The organism is Luteolibacter sp. (assembly GCF_039920825.1).
Classification (GTDB): Bacteria; Verrucomicrobiota; Verrucomicrobiia; order Verrucomicrobiales; family Akkermansiaceae; genus Luteolibacter.
This window is the reverse complement of the sequence record NZ_JBDSCX010000039.1, coordinates 46,985-61,481: the sequence shown is the minus strand read 5'-3', so window position 1 is coordinate 61,481 and position 14,497 is coordinate 46,985. Positions and strand designations below refer to the sequence as shown.

General features: G+C 58.1%; 9 protein-coding genes. 2 read left to right on the top strand and 7 right to left on the bottom strand.

From position 1 onward, the window contains the following. The first annotated feature begins 38 nt into the window (after positions 1-38). Positions 39-1,835, top strand: a complete 1,797-nt coding sequence (locus tag ABIQ96_RS10710) for an ABC transporter ATP-binding protein (RefSeq protein WP_348214578.1) — start codon at positions 39-41, stop codon at positions 1,833-1,835. Positions 1,836-1,922: 87 nt separating this feature from the next. After that, positions 1,923-5,213, top strand: coding sequence for an autotransporter-associated beta strand repeat-containing protein (locus ABIQ96_RS10705; protein ID WP_348214577.1), 3,291 nt, complete (start codon positions 1,923-1,925; stop codon positions 5,211-5,213). A gap of 18 nt (positions 5,214-5,231) precedes the next feature. Here ABIQ96_RS10705 and ABIQ96_RS10700 read toward each other — a convergent pair whose 3' ends face one another. The 7 genes from ABIQ96_RS10700 to ABIQ96_RS10670 form a co-directional block, all read right to left on the bottom strand. Then, positions 5,232-6,875 (bottom strand): DmsC/YnfH family molybdoenzyme membrane anchor subunit, encoded by a 1,644-nt coding sequence (locus tag ABIQ96_RS10700; RefSeq protein ID WP_348214576.1) that lies wholly within the window; start codon positions 6,873-6,875, stop codon positions 5,232-5,234. A 44-nt stretch (positions 6,876-6,919) separates the two neighbouring features. After that, positions 6,920-7,516, bottom strand: a complete 597-nt coding sequence (locus ABIQ96_RS10695; RefSeq protein ID WP_348214575.1) for a flavodoxin domain-containing protein — start codon at positions 7,514-7,516, stop codon at positions 6,920-6,922. Between the two features lie 21 nt (positions 7,517-7,537). After that, a complete protein-coding gene (locus ABIQ96_RS10690) occupies positions 7,538-9,304 on the bottom strand; it encodes a NirA family protein (RefSeq protein WP_348214574.1) in 1,767 nt (588 codons plus the stop codon). A gap of 163 nt (positions 9,305-9,467) precedes the next feature. Further along, on the bottom strand, positions 9,468-11,189 hold the full coding sequence (locus ABIQ96_RS10685; RefSeq protein WP_348214573.1) for a bifunctional protein-serine/threonine kinase/phosphatase: 1,722 nt from the start codon (positions 11,187-11,189) through the stop codon (positions 9,468-9,470). A gap of 42 nt (positions 11,190-11,231) precedes the next feature. Next, on the bottom strand, positions 11,232-12,716 hold the full coding sequence (locus ABIQ96_RS10680; protein ID WP_348214572.1) for an MFS transporter: 1,485 nt from the start codon (positions 12,714-12,716) through the stop codon (positions 11,232-11,234). A 23-nt stretch (positions 12,717-12,739) separates the two neighbouring features. Continuing rightward, on the bottom strand, positions 12,740-13,798 hold the full coding sequence (locus ABIQ96_RS10675; RefSeq protein WP_348214571.1) for a CmpA/NrtA family ABC transporter substrate-binding protein: 1,059 nt from the start codon (positions 13,796-13,798) through the stop codon (positions 12,740-12,742). 148 nt (positions 13,799-13,946) lie between these two features. Then, on the bottom strand, positions 13,947-14,417 hold the full coding sequence (locus ABIQ96_RS10670; RefSeq protein WP_348214570.1) for a hypothetical protein: 471 nt from the start codon (positions 14,415-14,417) through the stop codon (positions 13,947-13,949). Positions 14,418-14,497: the final 80 nt, after the last annotated feature.

Below are 14,497 nucleotides of genomic sequence, written 5' to 3'. Positions count from 1 at the left end.
ATTTTTCAGGTGGCGTCTTGTTATTGGAAAGATGAACGATGCATCACGAATCGATCAGCAATGATTTCCAATCGGGCAAGCCGTGGCGAACTCTGTGGGCGCTCTATCGACCGCAGAGAAGGGATCTGATTCTCGGAGAGTTGATCTATATTTTGAAGGCGAGCCCCGTGTGGGGATTGCCTATCATCACCGCGAACATCATCGACGTGTTGGCAAAGCATCCCGCCGATGGAATGAACAAACTGGTCTGGAACGCTTCGATCGGTGCGGCGTTGATCATTCAGAACATTCCGAGCGGCATGCTTTATGCGCGCTTCACCAGCCGGGCGTTGCGTGGTTTGGAAACATCGCTGCGCTCTGCTCTGGTACGGCGTCTGCAGTTGTTGTCCATCGGTTTTCACAGTCGCAAAAGTTCCGGCACACTGCAAACCAAGGTGCTCCGCGACGTGGAATCGATCGAGCAAATGAGCCGCCAGTTGATCGATGCCGGGACCTTCGCGGTAGTCAGCGTGCTGGTCGCGCTCACGGTGACCGCCATCCGCATCCCGGTATTTGTTCCGGTGTTTTTCCTTCTGATACCCATCGTGGTGGGGATCCGTCTGGCACTGAGCGCGAAGATGAAACAATTCAACTCGGAGTTCCGCCACCGCATCGAGTCCATGAGTTCGCGGGTGCTAGGAATGATCACCATGATCCCGGTGACCCGCGCCCACGCGGCGGAAGACGAGGCGATCGCGCGGGTGGAGAGCAGCTTTGATGAGGTGAGTCAGGCCGGACAGCGGTTGGACCGCCACGGCGGGTTGTTCGGCGCGGTGGCGTGGGTTTCTTTCATGCTGCTTCAGTTGGGCATTCTGATGACCGGGGCGATGCTCGGCTATCAGGGGAAGCTCGCGCTCAGTCCCGGTGATCTGGTGCTTCTATCAGGCTATGTCGCCGCCATTGTCGCGGCGGTGATGCAGTTGAACGCGATGCTTCCGGTCATCACACGCGGTTTCGAGGCGATCAACAGCATCGGCGAAGTGCTGGAGGGGCCTGACCTTGAATCAAGCGTCGGCAAATTGGAACTGGCGTCGGTGAAAGGAGGGTTCACCTTCGAGAATACCCATTTCGAATATCCCGGAGAACAAGGCCAGGTGGCGACGTTGCGCGGTCTCGACCTTTGTGTTTCCGCAGGTGAAACGATCGGTATCGTCGGCCCTAGCGGTTCGGGAAAGTCCACCCTGATGAGCCTGATCATCGGCTTCTATCATCCGACCGCCGGGCGCGTTCTGCTGGATGGAAACGACATGACCTCCATCGACCTGCGCAGCTACCGCCGCAATCTCGCGGTGGTGGGGCAGGAGACGATTCTCTTCGAAGGAACATTGAGGGAGAATATCACCTACGGCACCCGCGGCATCAGCGAGGCACGGATCGATGAAGCCGTCGGAGCTGCCAACGCCTCGGATTTCATCGGGGAACTACCGCAGGGGCTGGATACCGTGATCGGAGAACGTGGCTCGCGACTCAGCGGCGGCCAGCGCCAACGCATTGCGATCGCACGGGCTCTCTTGCGCGATCCGCGGGTCCTCATTCTCGACGAGGCTACCAGCGCGCTCGATGGCGGGAGCGAGGCTATCGTTCAGGAGGCCCTGGATCGCCTCATGTTAGGCAGGACGACCTTCATCGTCGCCCACCGCCTCAGCACCTTGCGCCGGGCCGACCGTGTGGTGGTGCTCAATCGCGGCCGCGTGGAGGCAATCGGCAGTCCCGCCGAACTTGCCGGCAGGATGCCCGCCCGATTTAGGGATCTTGCGACAAATTCCGGGACATCCGAACTGGCGGACGCCCGTTGAAAGGCTCATTCCCTCGATTTTTTGGCTTCCACTCGTCTCCCTCCGTCAGCAATCCTTGGAGCAGTGAAGCTCCCCCCCAGCTGGCTCATGTTCCCCGCCCTTCGAATCACCGCATTGAAGATGGTGGTTATCTTGGGCGTCGCCATGATCGGCCTTCCTGCTGTCGCTGCCAGTATCACGTGGGACGGCGGAGGCGACGGCGGTAGTTGGTCCAGTGGCGGAAACTGGATCGGCAATGTGGCGCCGGTCGCAAACGACGTGCTGGTCTTCGATCGGGACTCCACCGTTGCGACCTTCAACGACTTTGTCGCGGCGACCTGGTTCAATGGCTTTATCTTTAACTCCAGTGCCGGCCCGTTCATGCTTACCGGAAATACGGTCACGCTGAACGGTACGATCACCAGCCACTCGGTGAACGTCCAAACCGGTTTGGCGGCGAATACCCAAACCATCAACAACGCTCTTGTGCTCGCCACCGCACCGACGATCCATATCTCCAGGAAAAACGGAGCGGTCACGCTCGGTGGCTCGGTTTCAGGACCATTCGGTTTCACCAAGACGGGACCCGGAAATGCGGTGCTTGCTGTGACAAATACGTTCACAGGCACAATCAACGTCACCAGCGGCACGCTGAGCTACGGCGGTGGCGGAGATCGACTGGGTAACGTGAATAACAGTATTGTTCTCAACGGTGGCACGCTGCGAACCACCACCAGCGCCACCATTGTTTCCTCGCACGCGATCACGGTCGGCAATGCCGGAGGCGGATCTGGAACCATCGATGCCCAGAACAACATCAATTACTCTGGTGTCATTGCCGGGGCCTCCGCCGTGAGTGCTTTCACCAAGACCGGTTCAAGCACGCTCACGCTGACTGGGCCTAACACCTACACCGGAATCACGACTCTCACCCAAGGAGCGCTGACCTTGGATTTGAATGCTGCGGCAAGTGGCGTCACATCCATCATCAACAGTGGCAGCCCGCTGGTGATGAATGGCTACGGAACCTCACTGAATACGGTTTCCAACGGAACGAATTCGCCAGCAGTTTTTTTCCAAGGCCGGATGGATACGGTCAGCGCGCAGACGTTCAACGGAGCCACCTTGAATCAAGGCAACGCAACGTTGGTGAGCCGGTCGGTTGGCAATCAGGCCGCCACGCTTAATCTGGGAGCCATCACCCGCAGTGCGGGTGGCGTGGTGAATTTCAGCAGGATCAAAGCCAGCGCGGGTGATTCGGATCCGGCGGTCATCACCACTTCGTCCAACACTAACGGAATCCTCGGTGGTTGGGCGACCACATCCGCCGTGACCGTCAGTGCGACCGGACAAAGCGGGACGGATTGGGCCGCCATCTCCGGTGGCAACGTGATTGCCTTGCCGTTGGCGGGCTACGTCATTCCCGCCGGTGCGGCTCCCGTCCTGGCAAACAGCGCAGTCGGCAACGTGCGGCTCGACACCACTTCTACGGGCAATATTTTTCTAACGAATGCTGCCAATATCAACAACCTGAACACCCTCCAGATGACCGATGTGTCTGCGAGAGTCATCGATATCACTTCGGGAAACACCCTTCGCCTCGGAGTATTCGGCGGGCTCTGGAAAACCCAGGGCAATGGCAATGCTCTCACCATCGGCACCTCCGCCAACACCGGCACGCTTACGGCGGGTGGAACGGTGAATACCGCGGGTGAAATTGTCTTCAACGCAAATGCGACGAATTCCTCCACCACCGGCATCGCGGTGAATTCCGTCATCGCCAATAACGGCTCGGGAATTGTTAGCATCACCAAGACCGGACTGGGCGTGGTGGATCTGGCCGGCACGAATACCTTTACCGGAAACACCTACATCAATTCCGGCCGCATCAGTGCCCCCGGCTCCCGTTCCTTCGGTGGTGACGGAACTCCCGGTGGCTCCGGTACGGTTTACATCCAACCGGGCGGCCAAGCATACCTCAGTGGAGCCGCCACTTACGCCAACCATTTTGTGATTGCCGGAAATGGCACCGCCGAAAGCGGCAACTACGGGGCGATCCGTGTCTTCAACGCCGCTACCACGATCGGGACCTCCGCGAGCACGATTACCTTGGCGGGTGACGCTCGGATCGGCGGCAGCGGTGGCAGCGGCATTGCTACAATCGCGGCCAGGCTCACCGGTGATTTCAATCTGGAGTTCGCGGCGGCCAACGGCAGCCCGAATGTGGTTCTTCTAACAAACACCGGCAACGACCTTGGCGGCAACATCGGCATCAATGCGGGGGCTCTGGGTGCCGGACAGGTGTCCGGTCACATCAGCAGCAACTCTGTCCAACTCCGTGTCGGAGCTTCTGGCGTGATCCCTAACGGAGGTGGCAAGGGCAACCTCGTGATCGGAGGCGGAGGAAATGCAGCGAATTTGGCGACATTCGACCTGAACGGTTTCGATGAAATCATTAACGGCCTCCAGTCAGTCACGAACGGCGGCAGCCAGGACAACACCCGCATTATCAACAATTCCACCGGCAGCGGTATCGCAACACTCACGTTGGGCGATAATGACGCCACCGCCAACTTCGGCGGTCGTATCGTGAATGGTGCCACCGCCTTGACCGCAATCACCAAAATCGGCACGGGCACGCAGGTTCTCTCCGGTGCTAATTCCTATACTGGGGCGACCAGCGTCAACGGTGGCGCGCTTTGTCTAACAGGAAGCCTGGCCACGACTGCCGTTGGAGTGAACAACACCGGAACCCTGACTGGCACCGGCAGTATTGGTGGCAGCGTCACCGTGAACAGCGGTGGGCATCTTGGCTTCAGCGTTGCCGCCACGGCGGCCGCGCAGGTTCCCCTTGCAATTGCCGGATCGCTGACGGTAAGCAGCGGAAACATCATTGATCTGACGGCTTCCGCGACTCCCGCCGCCGGACAATATATTCTGGCAAGTGCCGCGGGCGGGATCAGCTACACTCCCGGCACCCTGAATTTCACCGGCACGAGTGGCGGAATTTCTGTTAGCGGTAACAACCTCATCCTGACCGTTGGTTACGCGTCATGGGCTTCCACGAACGGTATTGCGGGTCAACCGGCGTCCGGTGATTTCGACAAGGATGGTCTCACCAACCTCGTCGAATACGGATTGGGAACGAATCCGGCGATCCCCAACAAGTCGACAGGAACCTTCTCCGGTGGAACGATCGCTTTCACCAAAGGCAGCGCCGCCATCGCCAACGGAGATGTGAGCTTTGTGATCGAGAAATCCGCCGACCTCGGGAAATCCGATCCATGGTCGCCCGTCGTTACGCAGACCGCGCCGAATGGCTCTGTTACCATTTCCTACACCCTTCCTGCGGGACAACCGAAAGGATTCGCCCGGCTCAAGATCATCTGGGTTCCCTGAAGGCGGTCACGCAGATGTTCAGTGGAGATTCTTCGGGCCGAAATTTCCCGGCATTTTCGGGGCTTGGACGGATTGGAAAAAGACCAGGCGTTCGAGGAGTTCCGCAACGAGTAGAATCGGCAACGCGATCCAAGGTTGGATCATTGCGACCACGACCGCAAGGACGCCGAGTGCGAAACGCGCGCGGAGGAATGGCCCGAGCGGCCCGAGTTGAAGCCGGGCGCTGTGGGCATCCGGTGACCATGGATCGTCGAGATCCGCACCGAGTTTGAGGAACCGCAGTTCGGGGATCATTTTGAGGATGACAGCGGCAGCGAAGATCATGCCGGACACCGCTGTCGGATGAACCGCCAGATTTCCCAACGCTGCGAACGACGCGACCGTTCCGAAAAAACGGGCCGCACCTAACCGAAATCTCCAGAGCGACCGGTGAGTATCGTGATAGATCATGACGCTGGTGAAGACGGCGACCAATCCCAGAAACCACGCGGAAACCGTGGTGATTTGCGACGCCAACGGTATCAGGCCGCTGACAAGCGGTGGAATAGGCAGTCCGGGAAAGCGAGGAAGCAGGGAAAAGACAGCGAGCACGATCGGGATCGGGGCGAACAGCGAGAAAGCAAGGATTTCGCGAGATAACCAAGAGGTTCGGAGTCCGAGGAAAAAGCGCCAGGCCTTGAGCGGTTGTCCAAGGTGGAAAACCGAAGCTCCCATGCCGGAGAAGAAGATCACGGCTCCGGCGATGGTTGCCTCGGAGTTGCCCCGAGAGGTGAGAAGCATTCCAACGCCCGCTTGGGTAAGCATCAGCATCAGCACGAGCGGCCAATGCGCGTGTTGGGGAATGAGCGCTTCCTGATCTGCGGCGGTTGCTGAAGCCGGCACTTCGCGGCCGACATAACGGGTGGTCGGCAGTGTGATCGACGAGTCGGCGATGGTTGAGGGATGAGTGTTGAGAGTCGAGTGAAAGAGATTCGAATTCGCGGCTTTCCTGCGGGCTTGCGGGCTCTTGTCGGTGGAGACTTTCACGATCCGGATCGCCTCGGTCGGGCAGGCTTGAACACAGGCGGGTGCTTCACCTTCGGCGAGGCGTTGGTGGCACATGTCGCACTTTCTAACGATGCCGCGCTTTTTCGAATACTTCGGAACGTCGTAAGGGCACTTGAGGATGCAATAGGAACAGCCGATGCATTGGTCGTCGAGATGGCGGACGATGCCGGTGTCCTTGTCTTTTTCATAGGCACCTACCGGGCAGCCGTTCATGCAGCCGGGGTCCTCGCAGTGATGGCACGCGGTAGTGACGGTTTGCTGCCAGGCTGGATTTTCGCTTCCACCTAACAAGGCACCGACATCGCGCCACGCCTCGTGGTCATCAAGGCCGTTGAGCGAATGGCAGGCGGAAACGCAGGCCTTGCAACCGGTGCAGCGGTCGAGCGAAACCTCAAACGCATATTGCTCGCCATCGCCTGGTTTCGTCAGCGGAATCAGGCTGCGATAATGATCTGCGAGGTCGGGTTTGCGTTTGTGATGAACTTCCGAGAAGCGCGCGACCGGAGTCTGGAGCTGTTTTTGCTCCGCCAGAAGCTGATCGATGAGATTGCCGGATTCGGCGTCCGGCTTGTGAGAGCGGGGAATCGAAGGAAGGCGTTGAAGGGTGGCGGGCACGGGAGAGGGAAGATGATTCGTGCGGAATAAATTCCGCGCTCCGGTTAAGCGGCGACGAGGGAACCGAGGGCTTGTTCGACTTGAGAAATCCAACTGGCGAAAGGTTGGTCGTAGTCGACATCGCACTCGACGATCGGGGCAAGTCGTTGAGCGCCGAGGCTCGCAAGGCAGGTGTCGAAATCATGGCCGCACTTGCAGAAGTCGGGGTAACTGGAATCACCGAGCGCGAGCACGGAGTAGTTGACTGAGGCTAGTACCGGAGCATCCGCCGCATGAAGCGCTGCGTGGAGCGCGGCGGCATTGTCCGGCGGTTCGCCATCGCCATAGGTGGAGGTGATGATCAGGACGTGCTCTGCGTTTGTTAGATCGGCCGGAGAAACAGCCGCCATGTCGCGCAAGGTGGGGGAGTGACCTTTCGCGGCGAGGGCTTTGCTGAGTTTCTTTCCGAGGCTTTCGGAGTTTCCTGTTTGAGAACCCCAGAGAATGGTGACCGGCACTCCGGCTGGCACGGAAACGACGGGCGCGGAGGCGGCTCCGCCGGAAGCTGGATTCAGCGCGCAGTTGATGGCGTCGAGGTAACCCTTGAGCCACATCTTCTGAGGACCGGAAAATGGCGCGGTGTTAGGAACGGTGAGTGACATGATGTGCGGAAGTTGGATGGATCAGGCGGCGGCGATTTTTGCAGGATCGCAGAGTTCCGTGAGTTGCTCGGGTGTGTGGCGGTTGGCGAATTGGGCGAAGCTCTCGTCCTCGATTCGTTCGCGGAGATAGACGACGAGGATCTGCTCAATCAGCGCGGGCATTTCATCGGCGCGGACGCCTTTCCAGATTTCCCGGGCGATGGCTTGGGTGTCATCGACACCGCCACCGAGGACGATGTTGTAGCCATCGACAGTCGAACCGTCTTCAACTTTCACGCGGGTTCCCATCATGCCGATGTCACCGATATAGTGCTGGGCACAGGAGTTCTGGCAGCCGGTTAGATGGATGTTCACGGGCTGATCGAGGATCATCTTGCTGGAAAGATGGTTGCCGAGGTCGATCGCGTTGCCCTTGGTGTCGGCGGCGGCGAATTTGCAGCCCCGGCTGCCGGTGCAGGCGATGAGACCGCCGGTGAGGGTGTTGTTGCGGTGGTCGAGGCCGGTCGCTTGGATCGCGGTGATGGCGGCCTGGAGCTTTTCCTCGGGGATGCCGGGGATGATCAGGTTCTGCCAAACGGTCAGGCGGATTTCACTGCGGCCGAATTGATCGGCGATGTCGGCGAGGGCGAGCATTTGCGTGACCGACATGCGGCCGACCGGCGTGAGGATGCCGATGTAGTGCTTGCCGTCGGTTTGCTGATGGATGCCGAGGTGGCCGTGCTTCGACTTTGGAGCGGAAGGCTCGCAAGCTTCCAAAGGGAAATAGCGCAGCGGGAAGGTCATCTTCTTCGCGGTTTCCTCCAAGGTCTTCGGGATGCCCCAGTCATCGACGAGATACTTGAGGCGCGCCTTCTTGCGGTTGGTGCGGTCGCCATTTTCGATGAACACGCGGATGAGGGCGGCTGCTACCGGAATCGTTTCGGCCGGGGTGAGCAGCACACCGCAGTCCGTGGCGAATTGCTTGTGACCGGTGATGCCGCAGAGTTGCATGCGGAAATAAATGCCCGGCTCGATGCCCTTGTCGTTAGGTCCGACTTTCACGGCATAGAAACCGATGTCGTTGGTGTCGGCGCAGACAGAAACGCAACCGCCGGAGTCGTAGGAAATATTGAACTTGCGCGGCAGGCCGTAGAGGTCGCGGTTCTTGAGAATATAATGATGCATTGCCCGGGCGTAGGGCATCACGTCGATCAGTTCCGTAGGATCGAATCCAGTGGTCGGTGTGGCGGTGATGTTGCGGATGTTATCGGCACCGGAGCCTTGGGAAGTGAGGCCGATATCGGTGAGTTTCATCAGGATATTCGCGCAGTTTTCCGGCATGATCTCGCGGACTTGGACATTGGCGCGGGTCGTCAGATCGACGTGTCCCGGACCCCAATCGGCTGCAATTTCGGCCAAGCCTCTGAACTGATAGGTGCTGAGCGCGCCACCCGCGATGCGACAGCGGAGCATGAAACTTTCCTGTGCCGGAGTGACGAAAAACAACCCGTGAAACTTATAGCGGAACACATCGCCATCGGTCGGGAAACTGTTCGTTTCCGCGTTGGCGAGAATCGTGTCGTAGCAATCAAGACCGTTTTGCTCGTATTTCACCTGCTCCTCGCGGCAAAGATCATCGAGGGGCGTCCCGAAAACGGTTTCCACCGCTTCCGACGGCTGGTGCGTGAAGCGATTTGCTGCATCCTGCCCGAGAAACGGAAGGTCACGTGCTTGGATAATTCCGGAGACGAATCCCGAGAGGTAAGAGGTTTGTTCCTCGCTGAAGCCTGAGTTGTTGAAATCGACCATGACGTGCGTTGGTTGCTTGCAACGTCAATAGCACCGGACATGCCACCCGGATTTTTCCGGGGAAATTATGAAGGAATCGTATCCACGATTTTCATGAGTTGGATTCATCGTTTTTGATGAAACCCATGAGGCGAACTCAGTAAATCGCGGGAAACCTTGATTTTTAAGCCAGTAGCACCCAAGTGACGATCCAGCCGAGAAACGCAAAAAGCGCCACGAGTTTCCAAAACAACAGCGGATTCCTTTCGGCAAATGGCAGCGGCTCGTTGGTCAGAAACGCGGGATCCGGGTGCCGCAGGTTGTGGATGAACTCGGACATCACTTCCTGTCGCGATTCGATCCGGATCGACAGCGCCTTACGCAGCACTGCGTCCATCCACAGCGGGACCATCCGGTTGTGGGCTGCGGCGGGGTGATAGGTCAGGCTGAAAAAATCCCGTTGGTTTTGTGCTCCGTCCCACTTTTTTCCGTAAGGGTGGTGTCCCCCGGTGAGAAGGTGGTAAGTGATGACGGCGATGGAAAAGAGGTCCGAGCGTGTTGTCGGTGTGAGCCCCAGTCGATATTCCGGAGCGGAGAAATCCATCGTCCCAAGCGCGGATCCCCGTTCGAAAGGGGTGGAAATTTCCGCGATGCCGCCGACGCGGCAGGAGCCGTAATCGATGATCTTCACGTTTCCGGCGGCATCCAGCATGATGTTGTCCGGCTTGAGATCCTGATGAAGCGTATCCCGGCGGTGGAGCGCTCGGACGCCTTCGACGATTTGTCCGACGATGCCGATGACCTGCTCGACCGGCGGGCTTGGATTTTCCTCGCTCCATCGCCCCAGCGTTTTTCCATCGATGGATTCCAGCAGGTAATAGAGAAAGCGGCGGGGTCGCGGACGGCGGATGACCTTCGCGAGATGCGGGCTGTCGGTGCGCAGGCCGATCCACTCCTCTAGGGCGAACCGCTCCAAATACGACGGGTCGTCCTCGAAGTTAACGGAAGGAGTTTTGAGAACGAGGCTTCGGTTGTTGTCGTCCATGTCCGACACCAGATAGAGCTGGGAATTCTTCGAAGCGGATAGGATGCGTTCGACATGAAGCCCGTCGATCGACTGGCCGGGAAGCAGATCTGGAGGAATCGGCAGGGCGGAAAGTTGGCGGAAAACGTCGTTTTTATCGCTGTCCGGCAGCGATTGGATTTCCAGCAGAATGCACGAACGGTTGTCTTTGCCGTGTTCCGCCGCTGCGCCTAACGTATCGGCGCATGTTTGAGACTCCGGATTTTCCTTGAGAATCGTCTCGATGTCGTGCCGCGAAATTTCACCGTGGATGCCATCGGTACTCAGAATGAATCGATCGCCTGTCTCTAGCGGAAACGTGTGGTAGTCGATCCGTGGCGAAGCAGTTAGGCCGAGTGCCCTGGTGAGGTAGCAGGTGTCTTCGGATACTTGAGAGGCATGGTCGCGGGTGATTTGTTCGAGCTCGCCCGCGCGGTGGCGGTAGAGCCGGCTGTCTCCGATATGGAAAACATGCGCGGTTTGAGATTTGAGGATGATCGCAGTGAACGTGGTGACACAGCCTTTTTCCGCCGCTCGAAAACCCTGGCCTTGGGAAAACAGCCAGCGGTTGAGCGCGGTCAGCACCCGCTGCCCGGCGGTCTTCACTTCCCACGATTCCGGCGTCTCGTAATAGTCGGAAATGAAACTGATCACCGCCGCCTCGGCGGCTTCCTTGCCCGCGCTGGCGGCGGAAACTCCGTCGGCGATGCAGGCGACGATCCCTTTGGTCGGCAACAGACTGGCTTCCGGAATGTGGACGCCGAGGCAATCTTCGTTCCGGGGTTTCGGACCGGCTGAGGTGAAGAGTCCGGTCGTTAGCTCAATCCGACCGGATAGATGCATGCCTGCGATGATGGGAAATTTTTCCGAAATTGGCCAGCGGCATCAGCCCACTTCGATCAACTGCACCGAGCCATCGTCCGCGACTTCCGAGATGTGGCCTTTCGGCTCGGCGAGGAAGCAGGATGCGAACAGCCCAAGCACCGAGGAGGCGGCGATGATCATGAAGAATGTCGGTGTGCTGACGAAGGAATAGACCGTGAGGAAAATCACTCCGCCAACGTTGCCGTAGGCTCCAGTCATACCTGCGATCTGGCCGGTCATGCGGCGTTGGATCAGAGGAACCATCGCGAACACCGCGCCCGTTCCCATGTGAACGAAAAGCCCGCAACCGATGGTCGTGATCACCGCGAGAGGGAGCGGCCAGGAAGAGTTGATCCGGGAAATCAGGATGTAACCCACCGCCAGTCCGGCTAGCACGACCAGCATGGTTTTCCGGCGTCCGAATTTATCGGAAATCCAGCCGCCGCCCGGACGGGCCGCTACCGTGATGGTTGCGAAACCTGCGGAAATCAAACCCGCCATGATGGGAGAGAGTTTGAATGTATCGGCGAAGAAGCCGGGGAGCATGGAAACGACCGCCAGTTCGGAGCCGAAGGTGATCAGGTAGTTGACGTTGAGAATGGCGACCTGTTTGAAAGGATAGCGTTGGAACTCGGGAACACCCCCAGCCTTGAGCATCTCGGCATTCACCCGATAGATTTGCCAGGCTTGGACGAGGAAGAGGATGAAGAGGATGACATAGATAATGTTCACCGCGGGAGTTGGCAGAAGTTTCACACCGGCAGGAGAGAGCTTCCAAGCGAGGGCCGCCAGTGCTCCAAACATCGGGATGTTCATCACGAGGAGAAACACAAAATCGCGGGGCGTGGAGACTTCGAGACCTCCGGATTTTTTCGGTTTGAAATAAGTCGATCCTTTCGGCGTGTTGCGGATGACTCGATAGAAAAAGATTCCATAAAGAAATGCCACCGCTCCAGCAGACATGAAGGCATAGCGCCAGCCGTCCTCTCCACCGAAGGCCAGCGCCACGGTGGGCAGCACAATCGCCGCCGCGGCAGAACCGAAGTTGCCCCAGCCACCGTAGATTCCTTCCGCCAGTCCGACTTGGCGGGCGGGAAACCATTCACCGACCAGTCGGATGCCGATAACGAATCCGGCCCCCGCGAAGCCCATCAGGAAGCGGGTCAAGGCGAGCATTTCGAATGAGTTACTCAACGCGAAACAGCAGCAAAGCACGCCTGAAACCATCAACAGTAATGAGAAAGTCACCCGCGGCCCGAACTTGTCGACCAGGATGCCGATGATGATCCGGGCGGGAATCGTCAGCGCGACATTGAGGATCAGCAGCGCCTTCCACTGCGGGTCAGTCAGATGAAATGCCTTGGTCAGCGCGCCCTTGAATGGAGCGTGCGCGAACCACAGGACGAAGGTCAGGAAAAACGCGAACCAGGTTGTGTGAAGCGTCCGGATGGACGGGGCTTTGAAATCGAGCAGATTGAGTTTGCCGCCGGTGGATGGGATGGACATGGAATGATGGATGAAGTGAGAAGTTAGACTGAAATTTTCGAACCGGCGGAACTCATGGATTGCTCGGCGGCATGATAGAGATCCTCGCGGAAAATACGGGAAAGGGAGCCACAGGTGCCTTCGGGGATTGTCCCGACGTTGCGTAGCTCGGAAAGAACCCACGAAGCCTTGTCCATGCTGGGGCGGTTCATCGAATCACCATGGAAAACGTGGAATCCCGAGGCGCTCACACGATCAACTCCGTTATTGAAGATGGGACCCAGGCTGTTCCGCAGAACTTCGGGCGAGGCTCCGGTGTAAGCCTTGAGGGCGAGGATGGAGATCAGGTCTTCGCGGAACTCCGGGCTCTGGCACAGTTGGCAGGCCTCGATGAGCGCGGCAACGAGCATGATGGATTTCTCCTTCTCCTCACGCAGGAAGTTTCCTGATAGAAGCAGGATTTTCTCAGGATGCCCGCGTGCGATTTCCGCCGAGGTCACCGGGCACCACCCGGTCCCGGAGATGATGGATTCCGAATTCCACGGCTCACCCACACAAAAGCCGTCGATGTGACCGGCCTTCAATTGGCGCGGCATCAGGGATGGCGGAAGGAAAATGATTTCCACATGCTCCGGAGAAATCACCCCGTGGCGGGCCAGCCAGGTTTTGAGGAGCGTGAAATGCGATGAATAGCGGTGCGTGACCGCGAGTGTGAACGGGCGTTCTTTTTTCCAGCAATGGGTCAGAAATCCCCGGAGTCCTTCTCCGCGACCGATCTTGTCCATGCCGATTTGCGTCGACAGCGTGATCGCATTCCCGTGCAAGTTGAGAATCATCGGAACCGCGACCTCACAACGCATCTCGTTGATCCCCAATCCCAAAGCTAACGCGATTCCGGCGATGGATTGCGCCGCATCGAGGTGGCCGTAGATGATCTTGTCGCGCACGCTCGCCCATCCCAACTCACGGGAAAGAGCGACATTCAGCCCGTGGCGATCAAAAATTCCTGTCTCCAGCGCCACAGCGATTGGCGCGCAATCGACAAGTGGGACGTATCCAAACCTCAGGGCTTTGGTGTTTGGGAAGGACTTCGGGAGAACCATGATTCCCCGGTAAAGCGTGGCGAATGCCAATCTCTCCGGAACTTATCGACTGGAATCATATTCGACTCATGGACGCATGAGTTCTTTTCATTTTTAAGCGGGAGGAACTTCACGGGGTGTGAAATTCCGTCCCGCTGGGGACACGGCGCTATTTCAAGACGTAGCCAACCAGATTGACTGAGAGTTTGTAGTTGGTGATGCGGTATTGATAGAACGTCATCGTCGTGGCAACCGGCTTGCCGGAAGAATCCTTGAATACGGATCCAATGATCGGTGAAACAGTTTTCTGCGTAGGCTGCTTGGCGTAGGAGTTGGCGTTGGTGGTGGAATTCAACAGTGCGATGGAGAAATTCGGACCTGTCAGCTCGCCTTTCTTGCCGATGGTGAAGGCGATTTTCTGCCCGACCTTGAATTTCGGAATTCCCTCCGGAACCGGAACCTTATTGTCCACATTGGTGCCGACGGATTTGGTGGAAGTCGCCTCTTGAACCGTAAGGGTGAATTTTTTGCCGGCGGCGAAACCACCGAAGGTCTTGCTGACAGGTCCACCCGCTTGAGCCTGGGTCACGGTGAGAAGGGAGCCGCAGAGGAGGAGTAGCTGGAGTGAGATGGTTTTCATGATGTGTCCTTTTTGACACTTGATAGATAGGGAACCGTGGTGTCCGGCACAAGATGAAAATGCGACGGCTTTCTGATAGC